The sequence below is a fragment of the Streptomyces sp. NPDC039609 genome (genome assembly GCF_055596705.1).
Window position 1 is genome coordinate 98836 of the sequence record NZ_JBVIUJ010000019.1, and the last position, 14606, is coordinate 113441.

Annotated in this window: 14 protein-coding genes; 6 read left to right on the plus strand and 8 right to left on the minus strand. The window is 70.3% G+C overall.

Annotated features, from left to right (window positions below):
• Positions 1 to 6 precede the first annotated feature (6 nt).
• The 6 genes from ACZ561_RS37365 (at position 7) to mscL (ending at position 5829) form a co-directional block, all read left to right on the plus strand.
• Positions 7 to 1527: a potassium/proton antiporter gene (locus tag ACZ561_RS37365; RefSeq protein ID WP_471004121.1), complete on the plus strand. Its 1521-nt coding sequence runs from the start codon at positions 7 to 9 to the stop codon at positions 1525 to 1527.
• 405 nt (positions 1528 to 1932) lie between these two features.
• Positions 1933 to 3156, plus strand: a complete 1224-nt coding sequence (locus ACZ561_RS37370; protein WP_471004198.1) for an MFS transporter — start codon at positions 1933 to 1935, stop codon at positions 3154 to 3156.
• A gap of 68 nt (positions 3157 to 3224) precedes the next feature.
• On the plus strand, positions 3225 to 3563 hold the full coding sequence (locus ACZ561_RS37375; protein WP_471004123.1) for an FmdB family zinc ribbon protein: 339 nt from the start codon (positions 3225 to 3227) through the stop codon (positions 3561 to 3563).
• A gap of 133 nt (positions 3564 to 3696) precedes the next feature.
• Entirely contained in the window at positions 3697 to 4548 is an 852-nt protein-coding gene (locus ACZ561_RS37380) for an S-methyl-5'-thioadenosine phosphorylase (protein WP_471004125.1), read from the plus strand.
• Positions 4549 to 4686: 138 nt separating this feature from the next.
• Complete coding sequence (locus ACZ561_RS37385) at positions 4687 to 5229, plus strand: hypothetical protein (protein ID WP_471004127.1); 543 nt, start codon at positions 4687 to 4689, stop codon at positions 5227 to 5229.
• Positions 5230 to 5340: 111 nt separating this feature from the next.
• Positions 5341 to 5829: a large conductance mechanosensitive channel protein MscL gene (mscL, locus tag ACZ561_RS37390; RefSeq protein ID WP_471004129.1), complete on the plus strand. Its 489-nt coding sequence runs from the start codon at positions 5341 to 5343 to the stop codon at positions 5827 to 5829.
• Between the two features lie 19 nt (positions 5830 to 5848).
• Here the strand turns inward: mscL and ACZ561_RS37395 are convergent, their stop codons facing one another.
• The 8 genes from ACZ561_RS37395 to pflB form a co-directional block, all read right to left on the minus strand.
• Positions 5849 to 6070 carry a hypothetical protein gene (locus tag ACZ561_RS37395; RefSeq protein WP_385141811.1) on the minus strand — a complete coding sequence of 74 codons (222 nt, stop codon included), beginning with the start codon at positions 6068 to 6070 and terminating at the stop codon, positions 5849 to 5851.
• Positions 6071 to 6154: 84 nt separating this feature from the next.
• Positions 6155 to 6610: a hypothetical protein gene (locus ACZ561_RS37400; RefSeq protein ID WP_471004132.1), complete on the minus strand. Its 456-nt coding sequence runs from the start codon at positions 6608 to 6610 to the stop codon at positions 6155 to 6157.
• Positions 6607 to 7263, minus strand: coding sequence for a Rieske (2Fe-2S) protein (locus tag ACZ561_RS37405; protein ID WP_471004134.1), 657 nt, complete (start codon positions 7261 to 7263; stop codon positions 6607 to 6609). The genes ACZ561_RS37400 and ACZ561_RS37405 overlap by 4 nt, the downstream gene beginning before the upstream one ends.
• Positions 7260 to 7859 (minus strand): 4Fe-4S dicluster domain-containing protein, encoded by a 600-nt coding sequence (locus tag ACZ561_RS37410; RefSeq protein ID WP_471004136.1) that lies wholly within the window; start codon positions 7857 to 7859, stop codon positions 7260 to 7262. The genes ACZ561_RS37405 and ACZ561_RS37410 overlap by 4 nt, the downstream gene beginning before the upstream one ends.
• A gap of 8 nt (positions 7860 to 7867) precedes the next feature.
• The gene (locus ACZ561_RS37415; RefSeq protein WP_471004138.1) at positions 7868 to 10183 is read right to left on the minus strand and encodes a molybdopterin oxidoreductase family protein; all 2316 of its coding nucleotides are present in this window, start codon (positions 10181 to 10183) and stop codon (positions 7868 to 7870) included.
• The gene (locus ACZ561_RS37420) at positions 10180 to 11253 is read right to left on the minus strand and encodes an MFS transporter (protein WP_471004200.1); all 1074 of its coding nucleotides are present in this window, start codon (positions 11251 to 11253) and stop codon (positions 10180 to 10182) included. Before ACZ561_RS37420 ends, ACZ561_RS37415 begins: the two co-directional genes overlap by 4 nt.
• A gap of 181 nt (positions 11254 to 11434) precedes the next feature.
• Positions 11435 to 12259: a pyruvate formate-lyase-activating protein gene (gene pflA, locus ACZ561_RS37425; RefSeq protein ID WP_471004140.1), complete on the minus strand. Its 825-nt coding sequence runs from the start codon at positions 12257 to 12259 to the stop codon at positions 11435 to 11437.
• A gap of 14 nt (positions 12260 to 12273) precedes the next feature.
• Complete coding sequence (pflB, locus tag ACZ561_RS37430; protein WP_471004142.1) at positions 12274 to 14544, minus strand: formate C-acetyltransferase; 2271 nt, start codon at positions 14542 to 14544, stop codon at positions 12274 to 12276.
• Positions 14545 to 14606: the final 62 nt, after the last annotated feature.

The window sequence follows — 14606 nt, forward strand, 5'->3', positions numbered from 1 at the left end:
TCGCTCGTGCTGCTCATCGCTGTCGCGGCGGTGCGGATCTCGTCCCGGAGCGGGCTCCCCAGCCTGCTCCTGTACCTCGGGATCGGGGTCGCCATCGGGCAGGACGGGATCGGCAACGTCGCCTTCGACAACGCCGAACTGACCCAGGTGATCGGCTACGCGGCACTTGTCGTGATCCTCGCCGAAGGTGGCCTGGGCACGAAGTGGAAGGAGATCAAACCCGCGTTGCCCGCGGCGGTCGTGCTGTCGACCGTCGGCGTCGCGGTGAGCGTGGGCATCACGGCCGCGGCCGCCCACTATCTGGTGGGCCTGGAGTGGCGGCAGGCGCTGATCATCGGTGCGGTCGTCTCCTCCACGGACGCCGCCGCCGTCTTCTCCGTCCTGCGCAAGGTGCCGCTGCCCTCGCGGGTGACCGGTGTCCTGGAGGCCGAGTCCGGCTTCAACGACGCCCCGGTCGTCATCCTCGTCGTCGCCTTCTCGACGGCGGGCCCCATCGACAGCTGGTACGTCCTGGTCGGCACCATCGCCATGGAACTGGCCATCGGCGCCGCCATCGGCCTCGGGGTCGGCTTCATCGGATCCTTCGGACTGAAGCACGTCGCCCTGCCCGCCTCCGGCCTCTACCCGATCGCCGTCATGGCCATCGCGGTGGTCGCGTACGCGGCGGGCGCCCTGGCCCACGGCTCCGGCTTCCTCGCCGTCTATCTGGCCGCGATGGTCCTCGGCAACGCGAAACTGCCGCACGCCCCGGCCAACCGCGGCTTCGCCGAGGGGCTCGGCTGGATCGCCCAGATCGGCATGTTCGTCCTGCTCGGTCTGCTGGTCACTCCGAGCAAGCTGGTCGACGACTTCTGGCCGGCGGTGGTCATCGGCCTGGTCCTCACGATGGTGGCGCGCCCCATGGAGGTCCTCGTCAGCCTGCTGCCGTTCCGCATCCCCTGGCAGGAACAGGCCCTGATGTCCTGGGCCGGCCTGCGCGGAGCCGTCCCCATCATTCTCGCCACGATCCCGATGGTCTACGGGATCGAGGGCAGCGAGCGGGTCTTCAACATCGTCTTCGTCCTCGTCGTGGTCTACACGCTGGTGCAGGGGCCGACGCTGCCCTGGCTGGCTCGGGCCCTGAAGCTGGGCGACTCCTCGGAGGCCGCCGACCTCGGCGTCGAGTCCGCACCGCTGGAGCGGCTGCGCGGACATCTGCTGTCCGTCGCCATCCCGGAGGGCTCGAAGATGCACGGCGTGGAGGTCGCGGAGCTGCGCCTCCCGGCCGGGGCCGCGGTCACCCTCGTCGTACGGGAGGAGACGAGCTTCGTGCCCGGTCCGGCGACGGTGCTGCGGCGCGGGGACGAGCTGCTCGTCGTCGCGACGGACCCGGTGCGGGACGCCACCGAGCGGCGGCTGCGCGCCGTCGGGCAGGGCGGAAAGCTGGCCGGGTGGCTCGGGACGGGCGGCTCCACGGCGGTCTCCGAGCGGGGTCACAAGCACTGGCACGGGCCGCATCTACCGGGCGGAAAGCGAACGTCCGGTTAATCACAGGCATAGATTCAGATCGAGGGGCGTTTTCCCAGGCGGGAAGATGCCCTTCCCTGTACCATGAAGGCACACTTGATCGAACCAACTCTGCCTGACGCAGAGCTGGCGCGACCGTATGGCGGCCGTGACGCCCTCCGCAGTGGGGCCCGGTATCTACCGCAGTTCCGCGCATGAGGACAGCTCTCGGCGGCGCCCGCACCACCGTGCACGGGCGCGCTACCAGGCGGCAGAAAGGCAAGGACCGTGGTGTCCACGGTCACCGACCCGCGGCCTGACGCGTCCGCAGCGCCCGAAGGCTCTGCGGTACTCGAAGGCCCCGTCGCTCCCGCAGCGCCCGAAACGCCCGCGAAGTCGGGCAGGCGCGCCGCGAAGAACGGCAAGCGCGCCGGCTACGGACAGCTCCTGCGTACCCCCGGAGCCCTGTCCTTCCTGCTCCCCGGCTTCGCCGCCCGGCAGCCGTTCGCGATGCTGACGATCGGCATCGTCCTGCTCGTCCAGCACACCACCGGCTCGTACGGCAGCGCGGGCGCGGTCGCCGCCGTCACCGGCGTCTCCATGGCGCTCTTCGCCCCGCAGAGCGGCAAGCTCGCCGACCGCTTCGGCCAGCGCGCCGTCCTGGTTCCCGGCGTGCTCATCCACTCCGCCGCCGTCTCCCTGCTCGTGGTGCTCGCCCTGGCGGGCGCCCCGATGTGGGCCCTGTTCCTCGCCGCCGTACCGGCCGGCGCCTCCGTCCCGCAGATCGGGCCCATGGTCCGCGCCCGCTGGGCGGCGAAGCTGGAGAACTCCCCGCTGATGCCGACGGCCGCGGCCTTCGAGTCGGTCACGGACGAGTTCACCTTCGTCGTCGGCCCGGTGCTCGCCACCGCGCTCTGCACCGGCGTCCACCCGGCGGCCGGTCTGATCGCCGAGGCGGCGCTCACGCTCTTCGGCGGCCTGCTCTTCGCCGCCCAGCGGCGCACCCAGCCCGCCCACGGGCTCATGGCCGCCGCGTCCAGCGGGCCGCGCGTCTCCGCCCTGTCCATCCCGGGCGTCCGGGTCCTGGCCGTCGCCTTCCTGGGCATCGGCTCGGTCTTCGGCGGTATGCAGGTCTCGCTGACCGCGTTCTCCGAGGAGATCGGCAACCCCGGCGCCAACGGTCTGCTGTACGGGATCTTCGCCGCGGGCAACATGCTCGCAGGCATCGCGTGCGGCGCCATCGCCTGGAAGATCGGCCCGCGCAAGCGCCTGATCCTGGGCTACGCGGGGCTGACCGTGGCGGCCTCGCTGCTCTGGTCCGCACACTCCGTGCTGCTGCTCGGCGCGCTCGGCCTGATCGTGGGTCTGTGCATCGCCCCGGCCCTGATCACCGGCTACACCATCGTCGAGACCCTGGTCCCGGCCTCCGCCCGTACCGAGGCCTTCACCTGGCTCACCGGCGCCGTGGCGCTGGGCCAGGCGGCGGCCGTGACGGTCGCCGGCCGGCTCGCCGACGAGCACGGCGCGAGCACCGGATTCCTGGTGCCGCTGGTCGGTACCGCGCTCGCGCTGGCCACCCTGCTCGCGCTGCGCTCGCGGCTGACGCCCCGGGCGTCGGGGCGGGTCACGGCACGTGGTATCGGTCACCGAGTGCCGGTGACGGTGGACTGATTCCGCGGAATGCGTCACTATGGATCGTCGTTAGCACTCGATGAGTGTGAGTGCCAGGAGGAAGACAAGTGCCGACCTACCAGTACCAGTGCACCGAGTGCGGCGAGGGCCTCGAGGCGGTGCAGAAGTTCACCGATGACGCGCTGACCGAGTGCCCCAGCTGCAAGGGACGCCTGAAGAAGGTGTTCTCGGCGGTCGGCATCGTCTTCAAGGGATCCGGCTTCTACCGGAACGACAGCCGCGGCTCGTCGTCCAGCAGCGCCCCCGCGTCGAAGTCCTCCACGACTTCTTCCACGTCCTCGTCGTCCGGCTCGTCCGCGTCCTCGGACGCGAAGCCGGCGGCTTCGTCGAGCTCGTCCGCCTCGAGCTCGTCGTCCAGCTCGAGCTCCTCCAGCTCGGCCGCCTGATCCAGCTTTCCCCGAGAGCCCTGCCGCCTGTGCGCGGTGGGGCTCTCGGCGTTGTGGGGCCGGCGTCGTGGCGGCGGCGTCGGGGGCCGCGTTGTGAGGGGGCCGCGTTGTGCAGGCAGTTAATCTGACGACCATGGCGACCAAGGCGTACGCGGACATCGGCGTGATCGGCGGCTCGGGGTTCTACTCCTTCCTGGAGGACGTGACGGAGGTGTCCGTGGACACCCCGTACGGCAGCCCGAGCGACAACCTCTTCCTCGGCGAGATCGCGGGACGGCAGGTCGCGTTCCTGCCCCGGCACGGCCGCGGCCACACCCTGCCGCCGCACCGGATCAACTACCGCGCCAACCTCTGGGCGCTGCGCTCGGTGGGCGTACGGCAGGTGCTCGGGCCCTGCGCGGTGGGCGGCCTGCAGGAGGAGTACGGCCCGGGGACGCTGCTCGTACCGGATCAGCTGGTGGACCGCACCAAGAACCGGACGCAGACGTACTTCGACGGGGAGCCGCTGCCGGAGGCCTGGGGCGGCGCCGTGCCGAACGTCGTGCACACCACGTTCGCTGACCCGTACTGCCCGGACGGGCGGCGGGTGGCGCTGAAGGCGGCCCGCGGGCGCGGCTGGGAGCCGGTGGACGGCGGCACGATGGTCGTCGTCGAGGGACCGCGGTTCTCTACCCGGGCCGAGTCCCGCTGGCACGCGGCGGCCGGCTGGTCGGTGGTGGGGATGACCGGGCACCCGGAGGCGATCCTCGCCCGGGAGCTGGGGCTCTGCTACACCTCGATGGCGCTGGTCACGGACCTGGACGCGGGCGCGGAGACGGGCGAGGGGGTCTCGCACACCGAGGTGCTGCAGGTGTTCGGCGCGAACGTCGGGCGGCTTCGTGAGGTGCTCTTCGACGCGGTCGGCGCCCTGCCGGACACGGCGGACCGGGACTGCCTGTGCACGCACGCGCACGACGGCTGGGACCTGGGGATCGAGCTGCCGTAAACCCCCCTGGTGGGTGAGGGAGTTGTCCACAGCTCCGGACCGATCCACAGGCTGGAGCGGGATGTTCGCTCAGCCGGGATGGTGGGAGCGGCTCTCCGGACGGTCCGGGGGCTCGACTTCCTGACAGGCGGTTCGGCGATGACGACCTCCCCTCCTCTTGGCCTCTCCCCCGCTCCTTTCCTCTCCCCCGTTCCCGAGACGTGCGGTGTCCCGCTCTTCGAGCCGCTGCGGGTGCGGGGCGGGCGGCAGCGACTGCGGCGGGTGTTGCGGCGCCGACGGCGGGCACCGGCCGTGGTCCTCGCGATGAGCGCGGCCGCGCTGGCCGTCGCGGGCGGGGGCGAGGTGTCCGCGGATCCGCCGGCGCGCCCGGCGGCGAAGGAGCAGCATCGTCCTGCCGCGGTGCGGCTGGTGTCGGCGCCGGTACGGATCGCGGACGCGGCGGCCGTGCGGTTGCTGCGCCCCGGTGACCGGGTCGACGTGATCGCCGCCCCCAACTCGCCGATGGGCGGCGGCGGTACGGCCCGGGTGGTCGCCACGGGCGCTCGTGTGGCAGAAGTCCCGCGCACGGGGGAGACTCGTCCCGACGGTGGGGCCCTGGTCGTCCTGTCCGTTCCACGGTCGACGGCGACGGCCCTGGCGGGTGCCGGTGTCACGTCCCAACTGGCGGTGACACTGTGCTGATTCGCACGGACTGCCTGCCAAGTAACCGTTCCGTGTGTACGGATTGGACGCCTCTGCGTCGTTCGCGACCTAATGGTTCCGCCAACTGCACACGGAACGAAAGGCGCCCCGGTGAGCCCGAAGAAGGAAAGCGTCATGGATGGCTTCAAGGCCTTCCTCATGCGCGGCAACGTGATCGACCTGGCGGTGGCGGTCGTCATCGGTGCCGCGTTCACCAACATCGTGAACGCGGTCGTCAAAGGCGTCATCAGCCCGGTGGTCGGCGCCTTCGGCACCAAGGACCTGGAGGGCTACAAGTCCTGTCTGAAGGGCACCTGCGCGGTCGTGAACGGCGAGGTGCAGGGCATCCAGATCGAGTGGGGTCTCGTCCTCAGCGCCACCCTGAGCTTCCTGATCACCGCGGCCGTCGTCTACTTCCTGATGGTCCTGCCCATGGCGAAGTACCTGGCCAGGCGGGCGGACGCGGAGAAGGCCCGGGACGGCGTCCAGGAGATCATGGAGGTCAGCGAGCTGGAGGTCCTCAAGGAGATCCGCGACCACCTGGTCACCCAGCGCGGCCCGAACTCGGGCGCCGGAGCGGGGACACACCCCACCCCCTAGCCGGCGACTCGCACCGGCGTCAGAGGTGGTGCGGCGGCTTCTCTTCGAGGAAGCGCGCGAGATCGGCGGCGCTGTCACTACCGCCGGGAGGCCGCTCACCCCACCCGCGGTCCGTGTCGTCCGCGGATTGCTGGTCCAGTGGATCGTCGAAGATCAGCTTCGGCTTCGTGGTGTTCTCGGGGTTGGGCTGTGTGCCGGGCTGCTTCGCGTCTCGCGGTCCGTGGGCGGGGGCGGTGCTCATACCTCCAGGGTACGCCGGTGATTCGGCCTCGTACCGCCTCGATCAGCGGTTTTTCCACCCCGATCAGCGGGCTTTCCGCCTCGCTCAGCGGTCTTTCGGGTCGAGCAGCCAGAGACCCAGGACGACGAGGAACGACAGCACCAGGAAACCGGCGCCCCACCAGGCCGTGCCGGTGTCGCCCGCCATCCACTCGTCGACCACGATCGTCAGACCCCACAACTGGCCGATCAGGACGGTGAGCGCCAGGGTGAGGCGCGCGCTCAGCTTGGACGAGCGCTCGGGCTCCTGCTCGGTACCGGCGCCGGGGCCGGGGCCGGTGTGGCGGATCCGCGGGTCGCCGTAGCCGCTGGTGGGCCGGATCTGGGGATAGCGCTCGTGGACGGGTCGGTTCAGTCGCGGCTGCGCACTGCCCGGCGTGTAGGCGGGGCGCGGCGGCGGCTCCGTCCCGGGTACGGGGGCCTGGGCGTGGTCCTTGGCGGGGGGTCGGTCCCCAGGTGTCCCGGGGGACTCCGGGTCGCGGGGGAACGGGGTGTCCGTCACGTGCGCTCACTCCTCGTCCCCGCTCCGCCCGTCGAGGCTCCCGGGCAGCCGAGGCGTTCGGCCAGGTCGGGCCGGTCCGTGCCGAGCTGGCGGCAGAGGCCTTCCTGGGCGCTCTCTCCGGACCGCGTGGTGCCGACGGCCCAGACGCTGCCGTCGGCCTCCTCCACCAGGAGCACCTTGGGCAGGGCGCGCGGCGGCGGGCCCGCGGTCACCTCTCCCGTACGGGCGTCGAAGACTCCTTCGTGGCAGGGGCAGTACAGCTCGCCCTCGCTGCCCCGGTCGTTGCGCCACAGCACGGCGCACGCCAGATGGGTGCAGACGGCCGAATAGCCGGCGAGGGTGCCGTCCTCCAGCCGGATCGCGACCGCCCGGTCCTCCTGCTCGGGGTAGCGGAAGGCGAGGGACTCGCCGGGCAGCAGCTGGTCGGCGATCTTCTTCACCTCGGGCGCCCCGTCCGCGTCTCCGTGGCGGTGCAGGATGCCCGAGGCCACGCCGATGCCGCCGATGGCGAGGCCGCCGGAGACGGTGGCCACGATCCGGAGATAGTCGCGCCGGGTGGTCAGCGAGTCGGCCGCGATGCGGTCGTGCAGCGCCTCCTGGGCGGCGTCGGCCGCTCCGGTGCCGTCGGCGGGTGGCTGCTCGGTGACGCTCATCGGACGGCCCTTCCGTTGATCTCGACGACGGGGAGGCCGCCGGGGACCGGCCATTGGACCTTGTCGGCGGGGACGACCATCGCCACTCCCGTGGAGACGGTGGTGGTGCCGAAGGTGAACGAGTCGGCGACCTCGACGCCGGGACGTTCGGCGCGGAGCTCGTCGAGGGTTCCGTAGAAGAGGGCGCCGGTGGGGCAGACGGTGGCGCACATCGGGGCGAGGCCGTAGGCGGTGCGGTCGTAGCAGAGGTTGCACTTCATCTGCAGCTTCGCCTGGAGGTCGATCTTCGGGACACCGAAGGGGCAGGCGTTGACGCAGTTGGCGCAGCCGATGCAGCGGGTGGTGTCCGCCTGCTGCACCACGCCGTCGGCGGTGACGAGGATCGCGTCGGCGGGGCAGACCTCGGCGCAGGGCGCGACCGGGTCCTCGCAGTGCATACAGACCGTGGGAAGGGAGGCGACGGAGTGGCCCTCGTCGGGATAGTCGAGGTGGATCATCGACTTGCCCCGGTGCGAGTCGCACTCGCGGCAGGCCGAGACACAGGCCTGGCATCCGATGCAGCGCCCGGGGTCGATGAAGATCGTGCGGCCCATCATGAGCGGCGTCAGCTCCTCTCCGCGGTGCCACGGCCCTGGGGGGATGTGGGAGGCAGGGGGTCGGTGCGGGAGACTTGGGCCTCCGGGTAGGCGACGTGTCCCGGGGCGGTCGGGGGCGCGGGGACCTCGTCGATCCGTTCCGCGGCCTCGATCCGGGCGGCGCAGACCTTGTACTCGGGGATCTTCGAGCGCGGGTCGAGGGCGTCGATGGTCAGGGCGTTGGCGGCCGTGGGAATCGGCCAGTGGTACGGCACGAAGACGGTGTCGGGGCGGATCGCCTCGGTGACCAGCGCGGGGAAGACCTCGCTGCCACGGCGGGTGACGACGCGGACGGGGTCGCCGTTGCGGAAGCCGTGGGAGGGGTGGACCTCGACCCAGGGGCGTGGGGTCTGTTCGACGAGGGCGCCCAGGCGGCGGGTCTGGTTGCCGGAGAGGAAGTGGGCGACGGTGCGGCCGGTGGTGAGCGAGAGGGGGAACTCCTCGCTGTACGGGTCCATGGGCGGGTGCCATTCGACGACCTGCAGATGGATCAGGCCGTCGGGGTGGTAGGTCCTGCCGTCCTCGAAGAGGCGGGGGGTGCCCGGGTGGTCCGTGGAGGGGCAGGGCCAGGCGATGCCGCCGGTCTCCTCCAGGCGTTCGTAGGTGATGCCGTAGTAGTCGTTGACCGTTCCGGCGGAGGCGATGCGGAGCTCCTCGAAGACGGAGCGGGAGTCGGGGAAGGCGAACTTGTCGCCGGCTCCGAGGCGTTTGGCGAGCTCGCAGATCACCCAGGTGTCGGTGCGGACCCCGGCGGGTGGTTCCTGGGCCTTGTTGTGCTTGACGACCCGGGCCTCGGCGTTGGCCATCACGCCTTCGTCCTCGGCCCAGACGGTGACGGGGAAGACGACGTGCGCGTTGGCGGCGGTCTCGGAGAGGAAGAAGTCGAACTGGGCGTGGAACTGAAGGGTGTCGTATCCGTTCTTGACGGTGGCGTAGTTGGGGAGGGAGACGAAGGGGTTGTTGCAGATGCCGACCAGGCCGCGGATCTCCTCGCGCTGCATCTGCCAGACCATCTCCATCATGGAGGTGCCGGCGGGCGGGAGTTCCGACTCCTCGATGCCCCAGATCTCGCAGATCTGGCGGCGGTGCTCGGGGTTCGTGATCGAGCGCCCGCCGGGCAGCAGGTCGGACTTCTGGCCGTGCTCCCGGCCGCCCTGACCGTTGCCCTGGCCGGTGATCGTCCCGTAGCCGGCGCCGGGTTTGCCGATGTTCCCGGTGGCGGCGCACAGGTTGATGATCGTCAGACAGTTCTCGACGCCCTGGGAGTGGTGCTCGACGCCGCGCGCGTGCCACGCCATGGCCTTGCCGGATCCGGCGAACATCCGGGCGGTCTGCACGATCTGCTCCTCGGGCACTCCGCAGATCTGGGCGGAGCGGGAGGGCGGGTAGGCCTCGACGGTTCGTTTCACCTCGTCCCAGCCGGTGGTGTGCGCGGCGAGATAGGCCTCGTCGGCGAGGCCCTCGGCGACGATCACGTGCAGGACGGCGTTGAAGAAGGCCGAGTCGGTGCCGGGCTTGAGGGCGACGTGGAGGTCGGCGGTGCGGGCGATCGCCGTCTCGCGCGGGTCGACGACGATCAGGGTGGCGCCGCGGTCCCGGGCTCCCCAGAGGTACTGCGTCATCACGGGGAAGCATTCGCCGACGTTGGAGCCGGCGATGAGGAGGCAGTCGGTGAGGAGGATGTCGGAGAACGGGTTGCCTGCCCGGTCGATGCCGAAGGCCAGCTTGTTGGCGCCGGCGGCGGAGACCATGCACAGGCGGCCGTTGTAGTCGACGTGCCGGGTCTTCAGGGCGACGCGGGCGAACTTCCCGACGAGATACGTCTTCTCCGAGTAGAGACTGGCCCCGCCGAGCAGGCCGAAGGCGTCGTTGCCGTACTCGCCCTGGATGCGGCGGATCTCGGCGACGGTGAAGTCGAGCGCCTCCTCCCAGCTCGCCTCGCGGAAGGGCTCGTCGCGGTTGCTCCGCATGAGGGGGGAGGTGAGCCGGTCGGGGTGGTTGACCTGCTGGTAGGCGTTGATGCCCTTGGGGCAGAGCCGCATCCGGTTGATGTCGTGGTTGCGGGGTTCGACGCCGAAGACCTTGCCGCCGTTGTCGACGCGGAGGTACATGCCGCACTGCACTCCGCAGAAGCAGCAGTGGGTGGGGACGAGCGTCTCGCCGTTCTGGTCGGCGTGCCAGCGGTCGGCGGGGATGCCTCCGGCGTCGCGGAAGTTGCGGGTGCCGGGCGGGGCGATGGAGGGGTCCAGCGGAAGGGTGTGCTGCCCCGCCTGCTGCTGCGTCACTTGAAGCCCTTCTTGACGTCGGTGAGGTAGGCGGTGCCGCGCAGGACGCGCTTGCAGCGGGGGCAGTACTCGGTCCATGCGTCGAAGCCGAGTTGCAGATCGCGCATGGTGCCCTGGAGGTTCTCGACATAGGGAGGGGTGTCGATGGGCTCCTGGCAGCGACGGCAGAGGAGGACCCCTTCGCCCTTCTTTCGGGAGGTGTACTTGAACAGCTGCATACCGACGGCGGCGGGCCGCTGGACGATGTGGAAGAACTTCCCGAACGGGATGTAGATGAGGGTGAAGACCACCGAAACCATGTGCAGGATCGCCAGGAACTCGTAGCCGCCGCCGTGCAGGAAGATCGACGAGAAGGTGAGCAGCAGCCCGGTCACGGAGATGACGATGAGGGCGATCAGCGGGACCAGGTCGTAGGCGAAGCGCTGGCCGGTGATGGCTCCGCGGTCCTTCATACGCCGCCACAGGAAGTAGGAGGCGCCGGGGATGACGAGGACGGCGGCGATGTCGAGGCCGTGGAACATCAGCCAGCCGACGATGTTCAGCGCGTCGAAGCCGAGGACCTTGAAGCCCCAGATGCGCATCTCGTAGCCGGGCCCGGAGCCGGTGGAGGAGGTGAAGGTGAACCAGCCCCAGGTGAGCGGGAAAGTGATGAGGGCCGCCAGGATGCAGCCCCAGAAGATCAGCTGGTGGGCCGCCCAGCGGGCGTGTGAGCGGGCACCGAGGAACTTCTGGAAGCCGAGATAGGTGGCGATCATCCTGGGCAGGGCGGTGGGTGCCTTGCGGAAGTTGTCGGCGGAGAAGAAGGACCGCCAGCCCTGCTTGAACAGCCGGCGAGCACCGGGGGCGGAGATCCACACGGTGTAGCGGTAGGCGACACCGAAGGCGAGGAAGACGGTGGCGACGGCGTACGGGAGGAGCGCCGAGTCGAAGTCGCGCAGGAGCCGGCTGCCGAGGACGATCGCGACGATCAGCAGTACGGAGACGGCGGTGCCGGCGAGCGTGGCCCGCCGGCGCACGTCGGCGGGCGTCTGCACGACGGGCGCGGTTCCGGGGGACTGCGCCTCAGCCATGGCCGAGGTCGTCGCCGAGGCCGTCGCCGGAGTGGTCGGCGGAGTCGTCGAGGGCGCGTTCGGGGCGGGCCGGCCCGGCGTCGGCTCTGCGGGGCCCTGCGGTGGCTCGGTCACCCGGTCACCGTAGGGCGATATGCCCGAGATGGACCTGTTTTACGGTTCGAGTGGGTGAGGGTGTCGCTCAGATGGCGTTCAGGCCGTGGGAGCGGAAGAGCGCGCGGGCCTCGGCGACCTGTTCCGGGGTCGGGGAGGGCGTGTCGTGGAGGGTGAAGGGCATGGCGAGTGCTTGCCACTTCGCTTCGCCGAGCGTGTGGAAGGGGAGGATGTCGACACGCGAGACATTGCCCAGGCCGGCGGCGAACGCGGCGACTCCCTCCATGTTGGCGGGGGCGTCGGTCAGGCCCGGGACGAGCACGAAGCGGACGTGGACCTCCTGGCCGAGGTCGGCGAGGCGGCGGGCGAAGTCCAGGGTCGGCTTGAGGGGGCGGCCGGTCACCTTGCGATAGGTGTCCGGGTCCCAGGACTTGATGTCGAGAAGGACGAGGTCGGTGTCGCGCAGCAGGGAGTCGGTGGCGCGGGTGCCCAGGAAGCCGCAGGTGTCCAGGGCGGTGTGCAGTCCGAGTTCGTGCTTCAACCGGTGAAGGAGTTCGCCGGTGAAGACGGGCTGGAGGAGGGGTTCGCCTCCGGAGACGGTGGCCCCGCCTCCGGAGGCCGAGATGAAGCGGGTGTACCTCGCGGCTTCGGCGATCACGTCGTCGGCCGAGGTGCGTGTGCCGTTGCGCATCCGCCAGGTGTCGGGGTTGTGGCAGTACAGACAGGTCAGCGGACAGCCGGAGAGGAAGGTGACGAAGCGGGTGCCGGGGCCGTCGACGCCGGTCGACAGGTCCCAGGAGTGCACCGAGCCCTCGGAGGGACGGCGGGTCACGGCGGCGGCGGGCGTCGCGGGACCGAGCAGGGGTGCGGTCGTGGCCGTCATCGTCGTGGCCGTCATGGTCGTGGTCGTCATGGTCGGGGCCGTCATCACAGCGACCCGTGGAAGGTGCGGCTGAGGACGTCGAGCTGCTGCTCGCGGGTCAGCCGGACGAAGTTGACCGCGTATCCGGACACCCGGATGGTCAGCTGCGGGTAGTTCTCCGGATGCTCCATGGCGTCCATCAGCACATCCCGGTTGAGGACGTTGACGTTCATGTGGAAGCCGTCGCTCGCCATGTAGCCGTCGAGGACACCCGCCAGGTTCGTGATCCGCTCCTCGGGGGTGCGGCCCAGGCCGTCGGGGGTGACGGTGCTGGTCAGCGAGATGCCGTCCTCGGCGTGCTCGTACGGCAGCTTGGCGACCGAAAGGGCCGAGGCGACATAGCCGTGGGAGTCGCGGCCGTTCATCGGGTTGGCCCCCGGGGCGAACGGTTCACCGGCGCGGCGCCCGTCGGGGGTGTTGCCGGTCTTCTTTCCGTAGACGACGTTGGAGGTAATGGTCAGGACGGACTGGGTGTGTTCGGCGTTCCGGTAGGTGGGGTGCTTGCGCACCTTCTTCATGAACTCCTCGACCAGCCAGACCGCGATCGCGTCGGCGCGGTCGTCGTTGTTGCCGTAGGCCGGGTAGTCGCCGTCGACCGTGTAGTCGGTGGCCAGGCCGGCGTCGTCGCGGTGCACGGTGACCTTTGCGTACTTGATCGCGGCCAGCGAGTCGACGGCCACCGACAGACCGGCGATACCGAAGGCCATGGTGCGGCGCACGTCGCGGTCGTGGAGCGCCATCTCGAGGCGTTCGTAGGCGTACTTGTCGTGCATGTAGTGGATGACGTTCAGCGAGTGGACGTAGACGTTCGCGAGCCACTCCATCTGCTCGTCGAACTTCCGCATCACCTCGTCGTACTCCAGGACCTCGGCGGTGATGGCGCCGGTGTCCGGGCCGACCTGGACGCCGGACTTCTCGTCACGGCCGCCGTTGATCGCGTAGAGGAGGGTCTTGGCCAGGTTCACCCGGGCGCCGAAGAACTGCATCTGCTTGCCGACCGGCATCGCCGAGACACAGCAGGCGATGGCGGTGTCGTCGCCGAAGCGGGGCCGCATCAGCTCGTCCGACTCGTACTGCACGGAGGAGGTGTCGATGGAGACCTTGGCGCAGAACTCCTTGAAGCCCTGCGGGAGCCGCGGTGACCAGAAGACCGTCATGTTGGGCTCGGGGGCCGGGCCGAGGTTGTACAGGGTCTGGAGATAGCGGAAGGAGGTCCGGGTGACGAGCGGACGGCCGTCCTCGCCCATGCCGGCGATGGACTCGGTGACCCAGGTCGGGTCGCCGGAGAACCCCTCGTCGTACTCCGGGGTGCGCAGGAAGCGGACGATACGGAGCTTGATGATGAAGTCGTCGACGAGCTCCTGGGCCCGCTCCTCGGTGAGGACTCCGGCGTCGATGTCGCGCTGGAGATAGACGTCGAGGAAGGTCGACGTCCGGCCCAGCGACATCGCGGCACCGTTCTGCTCCTTCACCGCGGCGAGATAGGCGAAGTAGAGCCATTGGACGGCCTCGCGGCCGGTGGTCGCGGGGCCGGAGATGTCGTGGCCGTACGTCCGTGCCATCGCCTTGAGCTCGCCCAGGGCGCGGATCTGCTCGGCGAGTTCCTCGCGCAGCCGGATCGTCTCCTCCAGCGAACCGGGGCTCGCGGGGAGGGCGTCGAGCTCCGCCTTCTCCTCGTGCTTCACCGCGACGAGGCGGTCGACGCCGTAGAGGGCGACCCGGCGGTAGTCGCCGATGATGCGACCGCGGCCGTAGGCGTCGGGCAGCCCGGTCACGACACCGGCCTTGCGGGCGGCGCGGATCTCGGGGGTGTAGGCGTCGAAGACACCGGCGTTGTGGGTCTTGCGGTACTCGGTGAAGACCTTCTCCAGCTCCGCCGAGACCGGGTAGCCGTAGGTGTCCAGGGCGCCGGCGACCATGCGCCAGCCGCCGTACGGCATGATCGCGCGCTTGAGCGGGGCGTCGGTCTGGAGGCCGACGATCAGCTCCTTGTCGCGGTCGATCCAGCCGGGGGCGTGGGCGGTGACGGTGGAGGGGATGTCGTACGCGATGTCGTGGACGCCCTTGGCGCGCTCCTCGGGGAACTTCTCCGTGATGGCCGCCCAGACGGCGGTGGTGCGTTCGGTGGGGCCGGCGAGGAAAGAGCCGTCGCCTTCGTAGGGCGTGTAGTTCTGCTGGATGAAGTCGCGGACGTCGACGGCGTCGCGCCAGAGTCCGCCCTTGAAGCCCTTCCAGGCTCCATCGGTCACCGTTGCCTCAGCAGGGGTCGCAGTCACTGCCCGCACCGCCTTCTTCGAATCATTCGATCGCGTCGTTGCTCACCTCCATTGCACGCCTT